The following is a 21445-nucleotide window of genomic DNA, read 5'->3' as shown; positions in this document are numbered from 1 at the left end:
CGTATATTAAAACGGGCGTGTTAATGTGAAGAATTACACTTAAACGTGGCAGGTTAGAGGACCAATAAATGACATAAGTAGAGTAGAATAAGGTCATAAGAAAGGTTTGAGGAGAGAACTGTCCTCAAGATTTTGATTTTTGCTTTAAAGGTAATTTTAATTTTTAATAAACAGGGGAGTAGAATATGGAAAATAACGCTTTTGAAGAGATGGCAAAAAGATATGATACAGAAGAAAGAATTGAATTAGCTAACGTTATAGTTAATGAAGTAAGACCAGAATTACGAAATAGTAAATCAAAATCCTTGATAGACTATGGAAGTGGTACTGGTCTAGTTAGTTTAGAATTATCAGATTTAGTGGATTCTATTTTGTTGGTAGATTCATCGAAACAAATGTTAGAGGTTGCGAAAGCTAAAATTTCTATCAAAGGAATTACCAACTCAAAAAGGCTTTATTCAGATTTCACTCAAGAAACACCTAAACTTAAGGCGGACATAATTTTAATGTCATTAGTTCTTCTTCATATTCCAGATACTAAAAAGATTTTACAAGAGTTGTTTAACATTTTAAATAATGGTGGCAAGCTAATTGTTATTGATTTTGACAAAAACGATAAAATAAATCATCCAAAAGTTCATAACGGTTTTTCGCACGAAGAACTCAAAAGAGGATTATCCGAAGTTGGATTTAAATCAATTGCAATTAAGACATTCTTTCATGGCAATCGTATTTTTATGAATCAAGATGCCTCAATGTTTATATCCAGTAGTATAAAGTGATTTTGAAGAATAATTGCTTGTTTGTACTGCTCCCCAAATGATAGACACGAATCTAACGTTTGGGGTGCAGTACAAGAAGGATTAACGCTTTTTTTGTTGAAGTTATTGAGCTAACAGGCAGAATAGTTCAAAAAGGATTATAGTCACTTATGGTAAAGTAATATAATATTCATGCCAAGAACTATGGGGGAATTATGTCTTATAATGCTGTTTAGTTAGCAATTGTTAAGGTGTTATAAAAACGAGATCTTATTGGCAGTGAACTATAAGAATGCTATTGCTCAAATAAAAAAATAAAATATCCTAATGACCTCTTTAAAAAGGAGAATTGTTTTAATGGAAACATTATTACTTACACGTACAGAAGTCCAATCCCTATTAGACCCGTTAGAGCTATGCTCATCTTTAAAGGCAGCTTTTGCTTCCTACTCTTTAACTCGTCACATCCCAGTTCAAAGAGCTCGTTCCATTTTGCCTCAAGATAACGCTAGTGTTATGCTCTTGTTTCCTGGACTCATCTCAAATATCCCAGCTTATACCGTAAAAGATCACGCTAAATTTCCATCTCAATCCCCCTCTATTAAAGGTGTAATAAACCTACACGATCTTGAAACAGGACAATTATTAGCAATTATGGATTCTACCTATATTACAGCTGTTCGTACTGGGTTATCAGGTGCCCTGGGGACCCATTTGTTAGCAAGAAGGGATGCTAAAAACGTGACGATTATTGGGGCAGGGGTTCAAGGAACACTTCAACTTCGCTCCCTTACTTATTTTCGGGAAATCTCTAATGTGTTTGTTTATGACACATCTTTAGAAAAAGCAACTTCGTTTGTTAAAAATATGACAGATGCATTAAAGATTCCTATTACTATATGTAACAGCGTTGAAGAAGCAATACAAGATTCGGATATTATTATTTCCGCTACATGGGCTACAGAACCTTTCCTGTTTTCTAGTATGGTTAAGAAAGGTGTACATATTACAACACTTGGTCCAGATGAGCCAGGTAAATGTGAGGTAAGTGCAGAACTAATAGAGAAATCCATATTCGTGTGTGATGATCGGGGTCTTGCGGTTCAAATGGGGGCAATAGGTGGAGTAGGATTAACAGAAGATTACATTCATGCTGAAATTGGTGAGGTAATTGCTAATAAAAAAATCGGAAGAAAAAATGATAATCAATTTACAATTTATGGATCTGTCGGATTAGCTTTTCAAGATTTAGTGGGGGCATGGCATGTCTACCAAAAAGCAAAACAGCAAAATCAAGGAAGATATATAAACTTCTTAGGATAGTCTAACCTATTTCTTATCCGAAAGTGCAGTATTTCTGTAATAAGTTTGTGAACATATGCACTTAAACTAAAGGGGGCGTTTATTCAAGAAGGTTTAACGCTTTTTTTGTTGAAGTTATTAAGGATCGGGGCAGTTTAATTTAATAAGGGGGGCGTATCGTGGAGGGATATAATGTTTTAATGATTTATAACAAGAATATGAATCAATTGCTAATGTGCAAACGATTGAAGAATCCTTATAAAGGATTAAGTAATTTAGTAGGAGGAAAAATCGAGATTGGAGAATCTGGTATAGAATCTGCTTACAGAGAACTCTTTGAGGAAACTGGTATATCTAAAGAGGATGTTAATCTCCATCACTTAATGGACTTTAAATATTATCTACAAAATTGTTATGTTGAAGTTTATGTTGGTAGATTAAAGCGAGAAGTAAGTGTTTCGGGGGATGAAAATGTTTTATATTGGTCCAATTTGAATAAAGACTTATTTGATATGTCTCTCTATGCTGGTGAAGGAAACATTGGTCATATGGTTGAGCAAGTAAATATGGTCAAAGATAGTTTATTATCTGATAAAAACATCTTGGTTGAAAAATAGTAAGTTTTCGTAGCAGAAAACATAATTGTGCGAACGGGGGGCGTTAATCGAAGAAGGATTAATGCTTTTTTGAGTTATTAAGCTAACGGGCAGAAGACTTGAAGATGTTTCAAGGAAAGATATTAATATTGGAGGGTCATTTAATGTTTGTTGTAAATGTTGAAGGTGCAATTCGTCGAAATGACAAATGGCTTCTAATCCTTAGAAATGAAAAGGAGCAACACGCAGGCGGTTCTCTTTCTCTTGTTGGTGGGAAATGCGAAATCGAAGGAAATTCTTCAGATATATTGGAAAGGACTTTGCAAAGAGAAATATATGAAGAAGTGGGAATCGAAGTAACAGGCCTAAGATACGTAAATAGTTCATCGTTTGTTACTGATTCAGGGCTTAATGTTATTGACATAGTTTTTATATGTCACCTTAAAGCTGGTGAACCTTATGCTAAAAGTACCGAAGAAGTTGATGATGTCGTATGGATGACAACACCAGAGATCTTATCCCACAATGGATTACCCACATATTTAAAGGAAAATATAAAACTTGCTGAGAAGCTATTATAAGATATGTAACATTATATTAATCTTCTTTATCCAACTGGTATGTTGCTGCAATAATGAAGGACGGATTTTTCCTTATCGAAGTAACGGGTAGTTTACTTTAATAACTGATAATTTATGATAGAAGGGTGTTATAATAGGATTATTAAATTTTATTTTATTCAGTTATTTTAAGGTAATTCATCTTCAACTAACGGGTGCTTCTCCATAATAATCAAACAGACTTTGTCACATCCAATCATCATTAAGGATGAAGGGCAACTGTTGAATCAGACGCAGCCCGCCCAATTCATGAATGCGCATGGCAGCAATATGGATCCAAAGAAAATCCATATGTATTATAAGCGTAGTAAGCTGCGGAAAGAGGTATTTATAATTGGAGGAACTCCCTATTGGACGAAGGAAGATGTGGAGAACTATTAAAAAGTAGATCAGGAGTCCCAATGAACCTTTAGATTAAAAAGTTGAATGAATGTTTAAAAATTAGTACAATATTCCTAATACTTTAGTCTAGTTGGATTATCTACTAAATAGAATTTTAAACTTTATTGCATTTTCATTGGAGAAAGGGGATATTGGGTGGACAAAAGAAGTTTACAACCAACATTTGAGGAAATTTCCACATTGCTTGTTCGATTTAGCAATCAAATTAAAGGCATCCGAAAAATGTTATATTCTTTGACCGTTAATCTTTCGGACTCAGTGCCAGATTCATGGAATCGATTTAATGATTACTTCAATATGGGTACGTATTTTCATCTTCGTTGTCAAGGGTTTGTAGAATGTTTGCTTTTTACAAGTGCTTACTCAACTACGAGTATTGTCATTTGGGTTCATGAATCGGTGAAACCGGCTGCATATAATTTTATGCGTGCCATGGGGATAATGAATGAAATTAAAAAAACACCTGAGTTTCTTAAGAGCAATTATTTCTCTGATCTGGAGGAGAGATTATCGGCACTTCATCAAACAGGCATGTTAATTTTTGAATATTCGAACTATATAGATCAAGGGTTACAATGTATAAACAAAACATCCCTAGTAGTGGAGCAGTGGATCGCCTTTCATACGCTGCAAGAAAAAAATGATTGTTTATGGACTCCTAGTAGGAGAGGCGGTTAATGACATGCAATTGGATATAATGAAATTGTTTGATGGATATGTTAGAAACTATCATACTTTTAATCTAACAGTACATCACGGAAAGCACTCATTTACTATGACTGAAATCGAGCATTTTTCAAGGTTAGGTTCGATGTTGGGGTATTTTCCATTCACAGAAGACACTAGTAATGGTGAGAATAGACCAATGGACTTAACATGGTGTGATAACGATGATGGTGAGTATTGGCGTGACCTTGTATTACACCTGGAACGTGAAAACTATTTCAAAAAAGATCAAAATTCTCGGAAGGTTACTTTATTGGATTAGAGAAAACCTGAAACCTTTTTATGCGCAAGCATAGCCAGTTTCAGGTTTTTACTCTCCTTTAAAGGTTCTTCCATTCACTTTGGTCTTTTACATAACATTCGTACTAAGCAGCAAATTATTTCTTATCTCTTATGTTTTTAAGAGTTTTTCTAAGTTCGTTTTCGTCACCAACGAAATCACTTACTTGCACTTTTGCTACCTCGATAAGTAACTCTATTCCTTCATCATCCAGTGTCTTGATAAAGGCCATTATGTCTTGAAACTTTTTCAATTTTGCTTTAGTATTCATGAAACACCTCAAACTTTTATGACGCAGTTTCTGGATCTCCAATTTTTTTCTTTCAATGTCTAGGCTTAAAGTTTAAATTTATTCACCTGCATATTTAATTGCTCTGAAAGTGAAGCTAGTTCCTCAGCGCTTCCAGCGATTTCTTGCATCGAACTGTTGGTTTGCTCGACTGATGCTGCAGCTTGTTCAGTTCCCGCTGCCGATTCCTCCGCAACAGCCGCAACTTCTTCAATTGCCTTATTCATTTCTTTGCTATTTTCATTTAGTTCTCTAAGATTGGTAGAAATGACACGAATTTTACAAGCCATATCTGTTACGGATTCGTTAATGCCTCCAAAAGTGCGGCCCGTTACCTCGATTTGCTTAGTACCGTTTTCAACTTCATTATAACTTGACTCTAATGAATGGACCGCCTTATCTGAACCTTCCAGAATGTGTTCCACAATTTCGGTTATTTCATCAATAGAATTAGATACTTGTTCTGCCAGTTTCCGAACTTCCGAAGCCACCACTGCAAAACCTTTCCCTTGTTCACCAGCCCTCGCAGCCTCAATCGCTGCATTTAAGGATAACAGGTTTGTTTGATCGGCGATTTCTTGAATGACTTGAACGAGTTTGGATATCTTTTTCGAATCCTCATTTAACCCTTTTACATTTTGAACGGCAATCGTGACCTTTTCGTGGATATTTTCCATTTGTTTAACGGATTTATCCATTAAATCCCTGCCTTCTGTAGCCATTGACAGGACAGTATCACTTGTAAGTTCAATATCTTCTCCATGTTTATTTGCTTCATCAATTTTTACATTAAAATCTTCCATCATTTCATTCAATAATGTTGCGCTATCGGCTTGGGATTCGGCGCCGGAGGAAAGCTCCTGCATGGTTGAAGCAATTTGTTCACTGCCTTCTTTAACCTCATTGGTGGATTGTGTCAATTCTTCACTGTGCCCATTTACAGACTCAGATGCTAGACTTATTTCCTTTAATAACCCCTTAATGCTATCACTCATTTCATTGATGGCCATCGTCAATTGTCCCAATTCGTCCCTTGACTTTGTTTTTAATGGTTCATGAGAAAAATCCCCATTCGCGACAATCTTCATTCGATTTGTAATTGTTTTGATAGGCTTTGAAATAATATTAGAGATTACAATGGTAGCGATAATACCAAGTATGACGATAAAGGCGGTAGCTCCTAAACCTATGTAGATCATCGTTTTGGCATTGGATAAAATGTTATCACCATTCTGAATAATGGCTTTTTCCCTTTCTGTAGCCAGATTTTCAAAATCCAACATTATTTGCCTTGAAACGGGGGCAATTTTTTCAGAAAGAGTTTTCAACGCTTGTTCTTTATTACCGCGATCAAACTCGTTAAATACTTCATTTATGACCGTATTTTCCCATTCAACACTCTGATTTATTAATGCTTTTGCTTCCTCTGAATTTGAATTTTGCAGGATAATTTCTTCATATTTTCTGCTTTTATCGGCATATTCATTAAATAACTGTCTATATTCTTGATTTTCAAACAATACATACCCTCGTACTAAAGCTAACTTTTGAGCAATAGCAAGTGTTTCTTTTTCATCAGCAATGAGTAATGGCATTTTTTCCTTGACAATACCTTCTGTGTCATTTTTCACAAAGTTTAACGAGTAATAGTTAAATACGCCAAGTAAAATAACCAATACTAATGAGATTGAAAAACCAAAGAAAATTTTCGTTCTAATGTTCTTAAAGTTAAACAAGTTGTTCATCATGTTACCTTCTTCACTTCATATTTTTTGTTACATTTACCACCGTACATCATTTATATAAGTACTGCCTCCGTTAACATTGCGGGTTTTCCAAGAAAATACCCTTGAGCAAATACAACACCTAATGATTTAGCCATTTCCAGCTCTTCACTTGTTTCTACACCTTCTAAAATGAGCTGACTCCCATAATGGTCGCAAAATGTTTGAAATATAGAAATGAATTCTTTTTTTTTCGGGGATAGGTGCAAATCTTTCGCAAATAAGCGATCTAATTTTATATAATCCGGTTCTAATTCAATAATGGATTCAATCCTCGAATATCCTCTTCCCATGTCATCAATAGCAATTAAAAAGCCATCCTGTTTAAGGGTTGATATCCGCTCTTTAAAGATTTTTATATCTTCTATTAACTCCGACTCAGATACCTCTAAAACGATGCGACTGTTGTGTTCGCGAGATGTAAGTACTCTCTTGAGTAAAGATATAAACCTTGGATCTAGGAGAGTTGACGGATAGATATTTAAAAATATTAATCCGTTTTCACTCGTTGAAAGATAAGTAGAAAGAGCTTTACGCATAGAACCTACATCAAGATCAAATAGCTGATGTTCTTTTTTAGCAAGTTGGAAAGCTATTTCCGGATTTGGATATTCCTCTGAACGCAAAAGCGCCTCATATCCTATTTTATTTCTGTTGTGAAGTTCGTAGATGGGTTGAAAAAAATGATAAAACCGAGCTTGTTGGATAAAACGTCTAATGTTCAAACATTAATACCACCCTTCAATGCAAAAAGGTACACCTTGGAGAGGTACACCTTTTTAAAGTTTAGTTTCCTTTGGCAACCCGGCTACCTTGGCAAAAGAGCTTTAGGTCCGAAGTCTCATCTTTCAATAAGTTTGCCGATAACAGTATGAAATTGTTACTATTATTATAACAAATTATGACAAAAGAAGTATTTTTTTGACAAAATAAATTATTTTTCCATTACTTTTTACCCATTTTTTCGACAAATAATGATATATTTATACATTGTTAGATAGATAACATGAGGGAGTCTGAAGAAGCGTAATGGAGTTTAAAGGAAGAATTATTGCTGTATTAACGGTCGTGTTTATACAAACAGCCTGGATCATCTATAACATCGCGTTCATGAATATCATTTTTCATAGGTTTTTATTTTTAGCTGAACTAATCGTTATATATTGGTTAGGAAAAAAGGTAGATGATTATAAATTTTTATCGGAAAGGGATTTTTTAACGAAATTATATAATAGAAGATATGTTTTCAATGTTTTCCCCAAACTTGCCAATCATTTACGTTCCGATGAAAAGATCAATGTCTTTGTATTGGATATCAATGACTTCAAAGGCATTAATGATACATATGGTCATAAAATGGGAGATTATGTACTTAAAGGTATTTCAAAGTCCCTTTTAATGAGTATGGGGGAAAAAGATATCGTGGCAAGGCTAGGAGGAGATGAATTCCTTATCATAGCTCCGAGTAAAAAAATCATCCCTACCGAAGTGATTTTTAGAAGAATAGAAAAAACGCTCAATGATTTATCCAAAAAAATGGAGGTCAGTGTTTCCATTTCAATCGGAAAATCTGTATATCCTGATAGAGCCGAAACGTTAGATGATTTGATTAGACTGGCAGATATAAAGATGTATAAAAACAAGGTGCTACACAAAGATGAACTTCTTTATCGTAATACTAATTGAATCGAATCGAACTAAGAAAATACCGAATTGGAATCGAAGAATGAGTAAAACATTACAAAAAGCGAGAAAGGGTGAAGTTTAATGGGGTTTGTACAAGACAAGAAGGATTTTGCCAAACAGGTTCAACAGATATCATTTTACCCTCCTAAATCGGAAAAAGAATATAAATCCATACAAAAAATACGGTCATATCCTAAATTATTAATATTGGAATTGAGCCCGAATATTAACTTATATAAAATGACCGAGTATTACAAAGAACATAATGTGATGATCGCATTATTGATTTCAATGAAAGACACGAAGTATCTTCCTGACTTATTTAAACTGGATATACAAGGCTATTTTCTTAAAGGGATGAAGTCAATCGAACGACAGGTTGCTGTAAACAGCCTGTTAAATGGGATTCAATATATTCATCCAACATTTGTTCCAATCCTACTGGAAAGGTATAAGACGTATAAGACCCTCCGTAAAGAACCATTAAATAGACCTAAAAGTCTTTTATCACAAAGAGAATGGGATATATTGGAGCAAATCGTCCAAGGTAAAAGCAATGATAAAATAGGAGAACATTTTAATATTGTTATTAAAACAGTCAAAAATCATGTTTCCTGTATACTGAAAAAATTAAATGTAAGTAACAGGACAAGAGCTGCTGTAGTAGCTATTAAAAATAATTGGGTTTCTTTAAAATGAAATGTGGGGGGAGTATAAATAAGGATTTAAGTGCAAGGAAAATGAAATTGAGAAACATAATAACTCACCATCGTTTAAAGGATTGGATGGAACGCTTCTAGGGTGTGGCGACTAAATTCTTGGATAACTACCTCTACTGGTTCCGTTGGCTTCAATTAGGGAAAAATTTAGCGCTTGAAAAACAAGTGGAACAAATGCTTATTTCAGCGTGCCAAAAATCAAGTATTACGACAGTTGAAATGATAATGAGAACGTAAAAAAGACCGCTATTTTTAAACGGACTTATCGTTATCTGTTCTCTCTTCGTATTGGATGTGATGTTTTGTATCCTGTATTGGTGAATCTTGATTTACATCAATTTTATTACCCATTGTTATTTCATCGAATGGTGTATATCTATTAGAAGGTGTTGATTTTTTCTTAAACATTCTGTAACAAACATATCCGATTACAGCAATTATGAAAAAGGTAGAAACGTAAGCCATTACACAAATCACTCCTTTGAATAGACTACTTAACATACTATTCTATCTGAGGTCAATATATTCCTTTCTTCAAAAGCAACAATCTTTAAGAAAACAGCCTAATTTATTAAGCAAAGCAAACTCAAGGTATGCTTTCTTTTTGAGGTTTTAGAGGTAGTCAGCAAAGAGAAAAATGGTAAAATACAGTTAATACCTATTTTTTCTTTTTTTTATTGCGACGATTTTAACTTCTGCGGTGACGACTATAAAAGCCTTTGGGCGTTTGTGAGATTCATAGTATTTATTTTGCTATGGATGACCAAACTTGCCCAGGGCTTTTTTTGCGTTTTGAAAAGAAAAGGTAAAAAACTTTGGGAAGGGTGTGCATTATGAGACATTGAAAAAATATAAGATACGAAAACCTGATATGTACGCCTTGAAGAACTTCCAACACAATAACTGTAAAGGACGTTGCGTGAAAGCTGGTGCAGCACACTTCCAAAATCTATTAAGAAAAGATGAAAAAACATTCATCGTGCTGATGCTTACAGATGAAACTAAAAAAAGGAGAGAAAACATAATATGGATTTAAAAGAAGAGATAGAACAGAAACGAGATCTTCTACTTGTTAAAGTAAAGCAGTATGAACTTACTTATCCATATGTATTGAAAGTGTCTAAGGAATTGGATGTGATGATAAACCAATTTACACAAAAACCAAGTGAAATGACTAAGTAATTAAAATGAGACTTAGAGTCTCTTAAAAAGTTTTGGAAATTTGTTCAAGGAACGGTCTGTACTTCTTTCTTGTGATGAAGACACTCAAGAATAATAGAGGGTCCAACAACAAACGCATAAAACATACTCTAAGCAAATTTCGACATTAATACCGATTCTTCCTATACTTAGTGAATTCAGTTTAAATTAGATAATTTCTTAATAATGAACCGAAACCTCTTGATTATATAAAAGAGATTTCGGTTCATTTTGTACGTTCAAGGATAAGCCTATTTCTTATTTGACATTGACGTAGCGTAATGACATTTCCGGTTCTATTATTCAGCCTATGACTTAGAGACACGTCTTTTTAGGTTTTCAATTGTCCTAGAAGCATCATTCAGTACGCTTTTACCATGAAGTATGATAATAGCCCCTAAAGAGCTTCTTTTTCAACTTTGTATCTGTCCCTTTTGATTGCAGAACTTCAAATTTTCGTTAAATAAAAAAGGAACGGAAACTTTTTTTGAACGAAAGATTGAGTTTACAAGACAAAAAATGAAAGCTGTACGTTACATAAAGCAGCTAATCTACTTAAGTCCACATCCCTCTATAAAAATATTCTTTTAAATGAATGTATAGAAACTATAAAAGTAGTAAACAATGATACTACTAGATTATGGCTCTGTGGAGTGAAGCATTGATCTGTTCTCCTTCCGTATTTTTGTTAAAGCCGATTGTATTAAATTCTATAGGAACACCACTCAATCAATATAAAGAGTGAAAAAAAAAGCAGTTCACGATTTGAGGCATTAAGGCAACATAGCAAAGAAACTAAGTTTGATTGAGAAGGATTCTCTGATACAACCTTGCGTAGTTAGTTAATATATTACGTGAATAAAATATAAATCAAAAAAGGCACATTTCACAGCTAATAAAACCGCTGAATGTGCCTTTGTCCGTGCAATTTGTACCGCTTTTCATATCTCCGGATTAATTGGCAGTTGGCCCCTACCTCAAAATTACGGGGAAACAAGGAATCTAGGAGGGGATCAACTGCCCGTAAGTCCGATTGATTCAAGGGGCTAATGGATCACCTTGTGGTGTAATCATCAGTCGCTATGAAGAAACCCTCAGGAAGTTTCACTTTATTTTAAACATAACAACGACTGGATTGGATATTGGGATTCCAGTTGGGCTAAGAATAGTCCGGTCGATATAAAGAAAATATGTCTGGCCAGCTAAGAATCCTTCTGGTGGTCCATATACAATAACCGATTGTTGGTCTGTCCCAAATTGGAAAGTAATATTTTCAACAAATTTTCCGTTTTTGCGGATAAACACATTTCTTGAATGGACCGATTGTGGATTGATGTCTTTGTTAAATCGTATGAGTAATTGCTGGTTTGGATTCATATCCATAATGGATTGAAATTCTACCAAACCTAGTTCTTCTTGTAATGTTTTCAAAGCATATATTAATTCTTTTTTCTTTGTTCCATCAGGTAACTGCTGTATGGTGTATCTTGCTGAATCATAGTCCCATAATGTTCTTGTTTGATCAGCTAAGGAAATTTGTGTCATTGCATTTTCAATGGCTTCAAAATCAAAAGCATTGATCATGGGGTCATAATAGACCATCCCATATCCATAATAAGAATCTTTCCCCGAAGGGCCTAAATCGATGACATATTGTTGTAGTACTTCCCGTAATTCATTATTTGATAAAGTAGGATATTTTTGTTTTAATACTGCTAGTATCCCACTGACATGAGGGGCAGCTTGTGAAGTTCCGCTCATCATCGCATAATTTCCATTGATATATGTACTAATAATTTCTTCGCCGGGAGCGGAAAATTCAACTTCTGTACCTGTCGATGCAAAAGAGCTGATTGTGAATGAATCATTAACAGAAGATACGGCAATGACACTATCATATTTTGCTGGGTATTTTACAGTAGATGGATTCCCATCATTTCCACTGGATGCGACAACAATAATGCCGCTGCGATAAGCCATATCAATCATGTCTTGAAATAATTGACTAGCCTCTTTTGCTTGTAAACTCATGTTGATAATATCCATTTGATTGGCAATTGCCCAATCCAATCCTTCTAAAATATCCTGCAAGTTTCCTTCCCCTGAATGGTCTAAAACTTTGACAGCAAATAGATTGGCATCCGGAGCAACACCAACCACATCTACACCAGCGACCGAATGGATTCCAGGTTGGGTGGCTATTATTCCAGAAACATGTGTGCCATGTCCATGATCATCTTGCCATGATTTTGTGTAATCGACCGTTGATATCCCACCAGAAATATGTAGTTCATTATGACTTGAAATACCGGTATCAAGTACAGCAATATTCACATCCTTACCAGTATAACCATCTTCCCAAGACTTTTTAATATTCATTGCTTTAATATTCCATAACTCATCTTGTTGTCGAATAATGTTTTCGGCTTTTAAAATGTCTATTTCTTTAGAATTGGAGATAGAAAAGGTAATATTTTCTTCTATATAATCAATATTTTCATCATCCGTTAATTTTTTTAAATCTTTATTTGTCACTGTTGCAGAAACGGCTGGAACAGTTTCAAACTCATAATCGACTTCAACACTTTTTTCCAAAACTTCTTGCTTGCCTTCTTCATTTTTATACACAACAATAACTTCTTTTTCGATATCTGTATTTTCTTGTGCAATGACTCCTTGATAACTCATTCCTATCATCAATATAGATAGGGTAATGACAATGAGGTAGATTTTATTCTTCATGTGCTCACTCCTGGAGATTAAAATATTAAATTTTTTTAAGTACATTTATTAGGTGGTAAGACAGTAGGGGATGAAATTACTAAACTATTTATTATTATAAGAGAAATGTAGAATGTCGTCATTAATAAATCGATGGGACCAGGGACAGGTACGTTGTTCTTTATTTTGTTTTGGGTGAAATTTAAATGTACGTTTTTTAATAGGAGAGATTTTGGATATCAAGAGTGATATTGATAGTGTCAAGCCATCCTCATTTATCCAATGTGCCAACCATATATATCACATAAGTTTCATGAGTAAAACGGTGTGTTAACGCTGCTGTAACTTGAATCTAGAGTTTTTGGTCAATAGAATCATCAGTTTTTGGAGATAACCTCTAACTTCCGCCCTTGTAGACAGATTAATGCATCACGCTCATGTCACAGCGTCTAGAGGGGGAAGTTACCGGTTGAAGAATGGATTTTACTCTTTTTCCATTTCTTCATCGAATGCGATTTAATTTAAATTTGAAAAAAGTGGTGCTAAGTTGCTAATGTTGATCCGCATAATCCTGATGTTGCCCCTATAAGGAATACATATTATGTATGACATACATACCTTTCACAAATAAAAAATAGCAGAAGCAAAATAATTATGCTTCTGTTTTCTTTAAGGATAATCTATGCAACTTTCAGTATTATCTGGCCGACATCTCCAAAGGCGGTTTATCGATTTCTTTACACCTACAGCAGGTCCATATTTTCGTATGGCACTTATTGCATAATTAGAACATGTTGGATGGAATCTACATTTAATTTTTTTAGGCTTAATGGGTGAAATGAACTTTTGATAAATTTTTACAAATAATATTAATAGTGAAGCAACTGCATTACTCAACATTATGTATCACCGTTTCTTTTTTTACAGCCTTGGATCCACATTCTGGGCAAGAATTTAAATCTTTAACATTTGATTTCTGCTTATCTGGCATAAACAATGCAGGTAGACAACCTGAACAACACATCATATCTTTACCAGTATTACTCATATCCTTTCCTACATTTTGCATTTTTTCACCAAAGTTTTGAATTGCTTCTTGTTTACCGTAATACCAGACTTTCCCACATGCTTGGCATGTACATTTAGTTTCTTTTATTTTTTTTGCCATTATTCATAACTCCTTATAATGATAATTATTATATCTTTATCCTATTCAATCCACTAAAAAACCCCCGATTTTCCTTTAATGGATAATAGATCATCTACTCTTTTATTAAATTCCAGTTCAATTCTATATCTTGCAAATTCATCTGTAACAAGAAAATAGTCTGCAATATTACTAATTAGTACAGCTTCACTTGTCTTTAGGAGGTAATATTCTTCTACGCTTGATTTCATCAAGTAATAATTTAATAAAAGCACAGTCCAATTTATTGTTTTTTGCTTTCTGATATAAAGATATTAAAAGTTCATTGGATAAATTTTTAATTGACATAACATTCAACTCCAAAATAATGTTCTATGATAGAAGCTCATTATAAACATTATCCTAAATCTTATAAAAATAACGTGATAGTTTCGACAAAATTTTTAGTGCGTACATCGAATACAATATTCTGCAATATTTTCTACTATGGGGTGCGATTGTAGAAGAAAGACCAATACAATACATCAAAAAATGAGCTTGAATAACCAAACTCCTTTTTTGAAGCAACTAACACTAAATACCGAAGGATTTTAGAACAACTTTTGCGAGAATGTCCGATTCCTTTGAAGAAGTGGATGGCGAAGACGTATGGAAATGGCTAGATGAGTTTTCCGAAGGGAAGGAGCTGAAAACAATCGACCTTGTACTCCCGACTCTCTCATCCTTTTTTACCTTTTGTCTAGATGAAGAGTATATGGAAAGAGCAGTGAGTATTCTGCTGAAACTGTCGCATTAAATTCGTTTTACTGATAGAGGGTGGAAAATAACATAATAATATCACAAATCAAGAAGAAAAGAGCAATTGCACCTAACTGAGAGAAGTTGGAATAAAACTAAAAAAATTGGGTTTATTTACAAGAAAAAAATACTATCCATATAATAAATCTTCCATTATAGTAAAAAAGTACATTTATTATTTTGGAGGAAAACAACTTGAAACGTATACTATCTTTGATGCTAGCTTTTACTTTATTAGTCGTAGTTTTTCCAGTTAAATCATTTGCTTTAACTTCAAATGAGATTGCACCAGTCCTTGAGAAAACAGGTTTTTCTGAAGATGAGTTAGAAACATTTCTATTGCTTTATATGGATTTGGATATTGAAGAAATAAATTCAGTTCAGGAAGTTTATGATGCGTTAGGTCAACCTATTAATGATACAAATTTACAAACATTACTTACCGAATATAATTTTTCCAGTAAAAAAGAGTTGGAAGAATTTTTGATTGAAAATGGAGAGCTTGAAAAAGGGCAAAAAATCGAAGAAGTCTTCAAATATATTAACTACTTAGACTTCATCATTTCTTTTTATGAGGATTCATCCACCCCAATCACAAATGAATCTCTTAATCAGTTTTTAAAAGACTATAATCTGACAATGAATGATTTAAAAAGCCTTCTAACAGCTAATGATGACTCAATCGAAAATTATGAATCTATTGAAGAACTTGAGTTTGCAGTATTATCTTATATTGCTCAGCAGACGTTTGATAAATTAGGTATTACTGAAGATGAAATCATGAATTTATTCAATCATCTAGCTAGTTTGCAAATCGATGAAACGAAAATTGATTCGCAAATGAAAAGCATCATGAGTCGTCTAGATGTATTTTCTAATTTTGACAGTGCGAAAGATTTAACGAAAGAACAAATCGCTGAATTGGCTGACATTTTGAAAGAATTAATGGGCATTTTACAGATTGATGCTAAATTTTATCTTTATAAAGACGGACGAAAGACTAAAGAGCTTTCTTATGAAGATTTAATTTCGCTTGAAACGACTAATGGAGCAGACCTGCTTATCGAGTTATATAACTATGATGGTGTGCTTTTGGCTGATATGCTTTTGACGGCAGATTTATTTAATTCGGGTTTGATTGAACAAATTAAAGAAACAGAGAAAGTGATTACAAAGCCAATAGAAAAAATAATATCTAATAAACCTAAAACAGTAAAAGGGGCAAAAATGCCAAATACTGCTGGAAATTATGTTGAAGGTGTAGCAGTGGGTCTTATGTTGACTTTTGGAGGATTGTTCTTAGTCCGTAGACGATTTGTGAAACATTCATGAAATTAAGAAGATGGTTATTACTCGTAATGGGTATTGCCCTGCTTACCTTAGGAATATTTATATTTGTAAAGAATGCAATGCCGTTAATGAAGACTTATGATACTAAACAATCGTTGAAATCCGAGGTAACGGAGCAACCTATTGTATCCGCACAAAAAAAGCCAGCAAAAGAGCTGTATTCAATTCGACCCGAAAAGGGAGAGGAATTCGGAACATTATCGATCCCTAAATTAGATGCAACCCTGCCTATTTTTCAAGGAGCCGATGAAGATGAACTTGAAAAAGGAGTTGGACATTTTGCTGGGAGTGTTTTGCCAGGTGAAAAAGATAACTCTGTTCTTTCTGGTCATCGGGATACAGTTTTTCGAAAACTTGGGGATGTGGGAAAAGGTGATTTACTAATTGTTACCACATCTGCGGGAGAGTTCACATACAAAGTGAGGAAGGTACGTATTGTCGATGCGGATGATCGAACAGTTATCGTCCCTAAACCGAGGGCAACTTTAACAGTGACTACATGCTATCCATTTTACTATATTGGAGATGCCCCACAAAGATATGTATTAATTGCAGATTTAATTAAAAAGAATACAAAAGTGTAGGAGCTATCTTTCGATGGCTCCTATTTCTTTATCACGTTGAAGAACTTATTATAGGAAAAAATCGAATCATTTGAATCCCTACTCCCATTTGCAGTTATTAAATAGATGTACAAATAAATATATAAAATACATTATGTTTTGTCGAAAATTCTAATATGAAGATATTAATTGCATGTAATAATATAAAAATTACTAATTAATCCCTTGCTTACTGAGTTAGGGACTTTTTACTTTTTAGTAGAATATAAGGTAAATATATATATAAATTATGCATTTTCTATGAATAAAGAAAACAATTTAATATTAAATTATTGGAAAAGTAACCCAACTATACATTTTATTAGTATAATAGAAATACAACATTGATGATTATGGAGGTAATATGTTTCATGTTTAATAGGTTTAAGTCAATCTTAGGTACTTTAATTATACTTCCCCTTGTTTTTTCCGCGATTCCCTCATTTGCCTCGGCCAATTCACCTGTATCTATAATGGGTTCTTCCGAATTAACTTCAAGGCAAATGGGTGATTATACATTGTTGTATAATCGTAATCCAAAATTAACGAGTGTTGATATATATCAGCTGGCAGAGTTATATCTTAATATTGGGAGAATGGAAGGCGTTCGTGGAGATATAGCATTTGCTCAATCCTTACTAGAAACAGGCTATTTTGCGTATGGTGGGGACGTTGTACCTGAGCAAAATAATTATTCAGGTATTGGTACGACAGGTGGCGGAGTGAAAGGGGCATACTTTGCAACACCCGAAATTGGAGTAAGAGCACAAATTCAACATTTAAAGGCATATGCTTCAAAAGAACCACTTGTTACCGAGTTAGTTGATCCTCGTTTTCAATATGTTACACGTGGTATTGCACCAAATTGGATAGATTTAAACGGCAGATGGGCTGTTCCAGGTATTGGTTATGGAGAGAAAATCTTAGGTATTCATAGTGCAATGAAGAAAATGACATTATCTATTCCCAATACTCAACTTCCATCCAATCACCGTTTCCCAGTAGCGAAAATGGTTCTACGTCAGGATGTTCCACTAATTAATCCACAAGGTAAGGTAGAGCGAATACTAACTAAAGGGAATGGGTATAGAGTATATGGAGTTTTAGGAGATCATTATGATGTCGGTGGGGGATATTTAGTGAAAGCCGACAGTAATAAGATGGGAGTATACATCGGACGAGCTTTAATCAAAGATAATGCAACCTACCTATATGCACCCAATGGTCAGAAGTATCGTCTTATTGATAAGGGAGCAGCATTAAGGGTTTATAGTTATAATGATAGGATTTTTGATGTCGGCGGAAGCTATTATGTGACAAAGTCCAATAATGTTACATATTACGTTGGCATGGTCACTATTAAAGCGGACAGTACACTATATCAGAAAGATGGAAAACCATATAGACTTTTAAAAAAGAACGAGCGCTACCGTGTATATAAAATTGATGGTAATAAACTTGACCTCGGCGGGGGATATTATGTAGTAGATCAGAGGAATAATTTAGATTACATTAATTAAAATAGTTATTGGATTATTCCATGGCGATTTAATTTTGGTAGAGGTGAAAGTGTATATGATGAATTTGAATAATAAAGAGCTAAAGGAATATGAAAAGCTAAGAGAAAAAATGATTAATGCAAAATCTGCCGACGAGGTAGATAAGTATGCAGATAAAATAATGAAACTTCTCGAAAGGGTGTCTAAAGAAACAGACGGAGAAGAGAAGTGAAATCACCTATGATCTTGATGGAGGAAGATTACACTACAATGTGATAGACATGAAAAAGGGGGTTAAATCATTGAAAAAAGTTAGTGTGCTATTTTTATTTTTGTTGGCGGGGGTCTTTATCATTCCCGCTCCCTTTGTTTCAGCAAAGGATGCTCCATTTGAAAACCTTGGACCTCAAGTGGAATATTTAAATGTCATAAATGGTAAAGCAGGGGTTAATAAGGATGGGAGACCCCTATATTTTGCTTTGTTACAAGGAGAGCCAGCGAAGCTTGCAGTAATTGACATATGGAATAATCAAATTATTGATATTAAAGATCTTGGAAAAGCAAATGCAGCATGGGCAATTGAAATAGGAGAAGATGGTCTAGTCTGGATTGGAACTACTCCTGACGAACATCTATATACATACAATATGAATAGCCAAGTACTTACAGATCTCGGCAAGGTATCCACCCCATCGAATACTGTGATTTGGGATTTAGCCTATGATTCAAAGAATAAGAGAGTATTTGGAGTTACTTCATATGGTGGAAGTATATTTTCATATAATGAGAAAGAAGGATTTGTTGACTTTGGCCAAGTCATGAAAGGACGTCAATTTGCAAGAAGTGTAGCATTTGATCAAGTCAACAATGTTCTTTATATTGGAGTAGGTTCACCTGCTGCTCTTATAAAATGGGACTTAAAGACGAACGTTAAAGAAAACATCTTGCCCTTGGAGTATAGCCAGATGTCTTCTATTCATCATCTGGAAGTTGTAGATGGCCGTTTGTTTATTAAGTTTGAGGGAAAACCGCTTATTCTTCAGTATGAAATCAATTCAAATAAATATGTACAAACGATTGAGGCGGATTCTATAGGCGTATCACCTAAAATAAAAGATGAGAATAGTATTTTTTATAGCAATAAAGGTTCTCTATATAAATATAACTATCTCTCAAATCATTCGGAGAAGATAAATTCTGATTTATATGGATCTAGTGCGGTTTCTTTAGATTTAATACCTTCATCATCAGGAAAAGATATGCTTGTGGGTCTTGCAGGTAATAAAGGTAGATTCTACTCTTTTGATATACAAAATAAAAAATTTTCTATGAGAATGTTAGAACTTCCCCCTCAGGCTGTCGAAATTTATAAAATTGGGAATGGTCCAAATGGCTCCATTTTTAGTTCTGGCTTTATTTCTGGTAGTTTATCAATCTACGATCCTCTAACCAAAGAACGATATACAAACACAGGAATTGGTCAAATGGAGGCAGCGACCTTTGCAAACGATCAAGCTTTTATTGGCGTTTATCCATCATCAAAGATATTTCAATTTAACCCTAACCAACCATGGCTTATGGGGCAAAATCCTAAACAATTATTTTCGTTAGATCACTTAAATCAGGATCGTCCTTTAGCCATGACTGCGGATGAAGAAAGCAATCGTTTGTTTGTTGGAACATACCCAATGAGAGGGAGTAATAGTGGATATGTATCAATCTATGATTTGAAGAATAATAAAGTCATTTATAATAAAGAAATTTCTCCTAGCCAGAGTATCTTCTCACTCGCTTATCTTCCAGAGAATAAGACGTTATACGTCGGAACTTCAGTATACAATGGTCAAGGAATAAAGTCAGAATCAGGCGCAAAACTTATAGCCCTGAAAGTTGACGATCTTGAAAAAAAACCTGTTGAAATCGACTTGCCTGTTGATTATTCACTTATGGTATCAGCATTGGCGATTACTAAAGATAACCGGGTTTGGGGGATTATTGATAATAAAATATTTGTGTACAATCCTGAAACAAAGGCATCCATTGTTACGCCAGTAACGTCAACGCCTGTGAAAGGGATGACAAAAAATGAATCTTTGCTTGTTGGCAAGGATGGCTATCTATATGGAACCATTCAAGGAACGTTTTTTAGCGTAAATCCTTTTACTATGAAGATATCAATATACAGGACAAATGATGTCTACAATTTGGCAAAAGATCTACAAGATGACTTATATTTTAATAGTGGTTCAAATTTGTGGAAAATCCATATAAACGCATTGTCTGATGAGGATATCATTGATCCTTTGAAAATAGAACTTCCTTATATCACAACGGATGATTCGCTTATTCCTGTCGCTAGAGCATATGCAAAACAGCCACTCGTGTTGTATAAAAAAACGAATGGTGCCATGATTCCTTATCAAACGCTGAGAGCAAAAGGGTTTTATAGAGTTTATGGAACAGAAGGTAGATACTACCATACTGGTGGAGGATATTATATTTATCATGAAGGGCACAAAGTTGCTACATATATTGGAAGAGTGGTTTCGAGTGTAGCGGTTCCCATGTATAAACCAGATGGCTCTTTATATAAAATGGTTGAGCCAGGGGCAGAATTACGAGTTTATAATTATGATGAAAATGAATATGATGTAGGTGGAGGATATACTATTCAAAAGGACCAAAATGTTACCTATTATGTAGGAACTGCCAAGGTCTTGAAGGAAACTTGGATGTATCAATACGGTGAAGAGGAACCCGTATTCAAAGTGAATCCTGGGGAAACATATACTGTCTTTCATGCGAATGACAATATAATGGATATTGGAAATGGCTACTATTTAAAGTTTAAAAAAGAAGTATTTGATTATCGGAAGAATTAGGGGGGATTGCCCCCCCATATTCCTCCCTAAAATGAGATAGGTGTAGTGAGTGTTGAAGTGAACAAATGGAAGTAAATGGTG

Annotated in this window: 22 protein-coding genes and 2 pseudogenes; 16 read left to right on the top strand and 8 right to left on the bottom strand. The window is 34.3% G+C overall.

Translation table 11 applies throughout. The features are described from left to right. The first annotated feature begins 185 nt into the window (after window positions 1-185). The 6 genes from KHA97_RS11905 to KHA97_RS11880 all read left to right on the top strand — a co-directional run bounded on the left by KHA97_RS11905 (window position 186) and on the right by KHA97_RS11880 (window position 4669). Window positions 186-782, top strand: a complete 597-nt coding sequence (locus tag KHA97_RS11905; protein WP_213124955.1) for a class I SAM-dependent DNA methyltransferase — start codon at window positions 186-188, stop codon at window positions 780-782. A 336-nt stretch (window positions 783-1118) separates the two neighbouring features. Further along, on the top strand, window positions 1119-2084 hold the full coding sequence (locus tag KHA97_RS11900) for an ornithine cyclodeaminase family protein (RefSeq protein ID WP_213124954.1): 966 nt from the start codon (window positions 1119-1121) through the stop codon (window positions 2082-2084). 158 nt (window positions 2085-2242) lie between these two features. Then, entirely contained in the window at window positions 2243-2680 is a 438-nt protein-coding gene (locus tag KHA97_RS11895; RefSeq protein WP_213124953.1) for an NUDIX hydrolase, read from the top strand. Window positions 2681-2823: 143 nt separating this feature from the next. Then, window positions 2824-3240, top strand: a complete 417-nt coding sequence (locus tag KHA97_RS11890; RefSeq protein ID WP_213124952.1) for an NUDIX hydrolase — start codon at window positions 2824-2826, stop codon at window positions 3238-3240. 576 nt (window positions 3241-3816) lie between these two features. Beyond that, window positions 3817-4359 carry a hypothetical protein gene (locus KHA97_RS11885; protein ID WP_213124951.1) on the top strand — a complete coding sequence of 181 codons (543 nt, stop codon included), beginning with the start codon at window positions 3817-3819 and terminating at the stop codon, window positions 4357-4359. Between the two features lie 4 nt (window positions 4360-4363). Further along, window positions 4364-4669 (top strand): hypothetical protein, encoded by a 306-nt coding sequence (locus KHA97_RS11880; RefSeq protein WP_213124950.1) that lies wholly within the window; start codon window positions 4364-4366, stop codon window positions 4667-4669. Window positions 4670-4784: 115 nt separating this feature from the next. On the opposite strand, the gene KHA97_RS11875 is transcribed toward KHA97_RS11880, so the two are convergent. The 3 genes from KHA97_RS11875 to KHA97_RS11865 all read right to left on the bottom strand — a co-directional run bounded on the left by KHA97_RS11875 (window position 4785) and on the right by KHA97_RS11865 (window position 7485). After that, on the bottom strand, window positions 4785-4958 hold the full coding sequence (locus KHA97_RS11875) for a hypothetical protein (RefSeq protein WP_213124949.1): 174 nt from the start codon (window positions 4956-4958) through the stop codon (window positions 4785-4787). Window positions 4959-5023: 65 nt separating this feature from the next. Continuing rightward, window positions 5024-6721: a methyl-accepting chemotaxis protein gene (locus KHA97_RS11870; RefSeq protein WP_213124948.1), complete on the bottom strand. Its 1698-nt coding sequence runs from the start codon at window positions 6719-6721 to the stop codon at window positions 5024-5026. Between the two features lie 53 nt (window positions 6722-6774). Next, the gene (locus KHA97_RS11865) at window positions 6775-7485 is read right to left on the bottom strand and encodes an EAL domain-containing protein (RefSeq protein WP_213124947.1); all 711 of its coding nucleotides are present in this window, start codon (window positions 7483-7485) and stop codon (window positions 6775-6777) included. 304 nt (window positions 7486-7789) lie between these two features. Here KHA97_RS11865 and KHA97_RS11860 point away from each other — a divergent pair, with 304 nt between their 5' ends. The 3 genes and pseudogenes from KHA97_RS11860 to KHA97_RS11850 all read left to right on the top strand — a co-directional run. Then, on the top strand, window positions 7790-8446 hold the full coding sequence (locus KHA97_RS11860; protein WP_213124946.1) for a GGDEF domain-containing protein: 657 nt from the start codon (window positions 7790-7792) through the stop codon (window positions 8444-8446). Between the two features lie 81 nt (window positions 8447-8527). Beyond that, the gene (locus tag KHA97_RS11855) at window positions 8528-9145 is read left to right on the top strand and encodes a response regulator transcription factor (RefSeq protein ID WP_213124945.1); all 618 of its coding nucleotides are present in this window, start codon (window positions 8528-8530) and stop codon (window positions 9143-9145) included. 65 nt (window positions 9146-9210) lie between these two features. Further along, window positions 9211-9402: pseudogene (locus tag KHA97_RS11850) on the top strand (IS1595 family transposase); the annotation flags it as partial. A gap of 15 nt (window positions 9403-9417) precedes the next feature. Here KHA97_RS11850 and KHA97_RS11845 read toward each other — a convergent pair. Then, a complete protein-coding gene (locus KHA97_RS11845) occupies window positions 9418-9630 on the bottom strand; it encodes a DUF3951 domain-containing protein (RefSeq protein ID WP_213124944.1) in 213 nt (70 codons plus the stop codon). Window positions 9631-10191: 561 nt separating this feature from the next. Between KHA97_RS11845 and KHA97_RS11840 the strand changes: the two genes are divergently transcribed. Then, on the top strand, window positions 10192-10347 hold the full coding sequence (locus tag KHA97_RS11840; RefSeq protein WP_213124943.1) for an aspartyl-phosphate phosphatase Spo0E family protein: 156 nt from the start codon (window positions 10192-10194) through the stop codon (window positions 10345-10347). A gap of 1122 nt (window positions 10348-11469) precedes the next feature. Here the strand turns inward: KHA97_RS11840 and KHA97_RS11835 are convergent. Next, window positions 11470-13107 carry a S8 family peptidase gene (locus KHA97_RS11835; protein ID WP_213124942.1) on the bottom strand — a complete coding sequence of 546 codons (1638 nt, stop codon included), beginning with the start codon at window positions 13105-13107 and terminating at the stop codon, window positions 11470-11472. A gap of 359 nt (window positions 13108-13466) precedes the next feature. Here KHA97_RS11835 and KHA97_RS11830 point away from each other — a divergent pair. Then, window positions 13467-13606 (top strand): annotated as a pseudogene (locus KHA97_RS11830) (ATP-binding protein); the annotation flags it as partial. 149 nt (window positions 13607-13755) lie between these two features. Here the strand turns inward: KHA97_RS11830 and yidD are convergent. The 3 genes from yidD to sda form a co-directional block, all read right to left on the bottom strand. Beyond that, window positions 13756-13986, bottom strand: a complete 231-nt coding sequence (gene yidD / locus KHA97_RS11825) for a membrane protein insertion efficiency factor YidD (protein ID WP_213124941.1) — start codon at window positions 13984-13986, stop codon at window positions 13756-13758. Next, window positions 13976-14254, bottom strand: a complete 279-nt coding sequence (locus KHA97_RS11820) for a hypothetical protein (RefSeq protein ID WP_213124940.1) — start codon at window positions 14252-14254, stop codon at window positions 13976-13978. Before KHA97_RS11820 ends, yidD begins: the two co-directional genes overlap by 11 nt. A 186-nt stretch (window positions 14255-14440) precedes the next feature. Further along, window positions 14441-14581, bottom strand: coding sequence for a sporulation histidine kinase inhibitor Sda (sda, locus tag KHA97_RS11815; protein ID WP_233713454.1), 141 nt, complete (start codon window positions 14579-14581; stop codon window positions 14441-14443). Between the two features lie 645 nt (window positions 14582-15226). On the opposite strand from sda, the gene KHA97_RS11810 reads away from it, so the two are divergent. The 5 genes from KHA97_RS11810 to KHA97_RS11790 all read left to right on the top strand — a co-directional run bounded on the left by KHA97_RS11810 (window position 15227) and on the right by KHA97_RS11790 (window position 21364). Further along, window positions 15227-16363, top strand: coding sequence for a processed acidic surface protein (locus KHA97_RS11810; RefSeq protein ID WP_213124939.1), 1137 nt, complete (start codon window positions 15227-15229; stop codon window positions 16361-16363). Next, on the top strand, window positions 16360-16965 hold the full coding sequence (locus tag KHA97_RS11805; RefSeq protein WP_213124938.1) for a class D sortase: 606 nt from the start codon (window positions 16360-16362) through the stop codon (window positions 16963-16965). The genes KHA97_RS11810 and KHA97_RS11805 overlap by 4 nt, the downstream gene beginning before the upstream one ends. A gap of 389 nt (window positions 16966-17354) precedes the next feature. Then, on the top strand, window positions 17355-18503 hold the full coding sequence (locus tag KHA97_RS11800) for a glucosaminidase domain-containing protein (protein WP_233713453.1): 1149 nt from the start codon (window positions 17355-17357) through the stop codon (window positions 18501-18503). A gap of 55 nt (window positions 18504-18558) precedes the next feature. Then, a complete protein-coding gene (locus KHA97_RS11795; protein WP_213124937.1) occupies window positions 18559-18714 on the top strand; it encodes a hypothetical protein in 156 nt (51 codons plus the stop codon). A gap of 70 nt (window positions 18715-18784) precedes the next feature. Then, window positions 18785-21364, top strand: coding sequence for a WD40 repeat domain-containing protein (locus tag KHA97_RS11790; protein WP_213124936.1), 2580 nt, complete (start codon window positions 18785-18787; stop codon window positions 21362-21364). Window positions 21365-21445: the final 81 nt, after the last annotated feature.

It is taken from the genome of Lederbergia citri, from assembly GCF_018343625.1.
Lineage (GTDB): Bacteria > Bacillota > Bacilli > Bacillales > Bacillaceae_C > Lederbergia > Lederbergia citri.
The sequence above is the reverse complement of the archived record's forward strand: the minus strand, read 5'-3'. Positions and strand labels throughout refer to the sequence as shown.

What these genes read in the sequence shown, in the direction of transcription:
- KHA97_RS11905 (WP_213124955.1), top strand. Translation starts at nt 186, where the DNA reads ATGGAAAATAACGCTTTTGAAGAGATGGCAAAAAGATATGATACAGAA.
- KHA97_RS11900 (WP_213124954.1), top strand. Translation starts at nt 1,119, where the DNA reads ATGGAAACATTATTACTTACACGTACAGAAGTCCAATCCCTATTAGAC.
- KHA97_RS11890 (WP_213124952.1), top strand. Translation starts at nt 2,824, where the DNA reads ATGTTTGTTGTAAATGTTGAAGGTGCAATTCGTCGAAATGACAAATGG.
- KHA97_RS11880 (WP_213124950.1), top strand. Translation starts at nt 4,364, where the DNA reads ATGCAATTGGATATAATGAAATTGTTTGATGGATATGTTAGAAACTAT.
- KHA97_RS11875 (WP_213124949.1), bottom strand. Translation starts at nt 4,958, where the DNA reads ATGAATACTAAAGCAAAATTGAAAAAGTTTCAAGACATAATGGCCTTT.
- KHA97_RS11870 (WP_213124948.1), bottom strand. Translation starts at nt 6,721, where the DNA reads ATGAACAACTTGTTTAACTTTAAGAACATTAGAACGAAAATTTTCTTT.
- KHA97_RS11860 (WP_213124946.1), top strand. Translation starts at nt 7,790, where the DNA reads ATGGAGTTTAAAGGAAGAATTATTGCTGTATTAACGGTCGTGTTTATA.
- KHA97_RS11855 (WP_213124945.1), top strand. Translation starts at nt 8,528, where the DNA reads ATGGGGTTTGTACAAGACAAGAAGGATTTTGCCAAACAGGTTCAACAG.
- KHA97_RS11845 (WP_213124944.1), bottom strand. Translation starts at nt 9,630, where the DNA reads ATGGCTTACGTTTCTACCTTTTTCATAATTGCTGTAATCGGATATGTT.
- KHA97_RS11840 (WP_213124943.1), top strand. Translation starts at nt 10,192, where the DNA reads ATGGATTTAAAAGAAGAGATAGAACAGAAACGAGATCTTCTACTTGTT.
- KHA97_RS11835 (WP_213124942.1), bottom strand. Translation starts at nt 13,107, where the DNA reads ATGAAGAATAAAATCTACCTCATTGTCATTACCCTATCTATATTGATG.
- yidD (WP_213124941.1), bottom strand. Translation starts at nt 13,986, where the DNA reads ATGTTGAGTAATGCAGTTGCTTCACTATTAATATTATTTGTAAAAATT.
- KHA97_RS11820 (WP_213124940.1), bottom strand. Translation starts at nt 14,254, where the DNA reads ATGGCAAAAAAAATAAAAGAAACTAAATGTACATGCCAAGCATGTGGG.
- sda (WP_233713454.1), bottom strand. Translation starts at nt 14,581, where the DNA reads ATGTCAATTAAAAATTTATCCAATGAACTTTTAATATCTTTATATCAG.
- KHA97_RS11805 (WP_213124938.1), top strand. Translation starts at nt 16,360, where the DNA reads ATGAAATTAAGAAGATGGTTATTACTCGTAATGGGTATTGCCCTGCTT.
- KHA97_RS11800 (WP_233713453.1), top strand. Translation starts at nt 17,355, where the DNA reads ATGTTTAATAGGTTTAAGTCAATCTTAGGTACTTTAATTATACTTCCC.
- KHA97_RS11795 (WP_213124937.1), top strand. Translation starts at nt 18,559, where the DNA reads ATGATGAATTTGAATAATAAAGAGCTAAAGGAATATGAAAAGCTAAGA.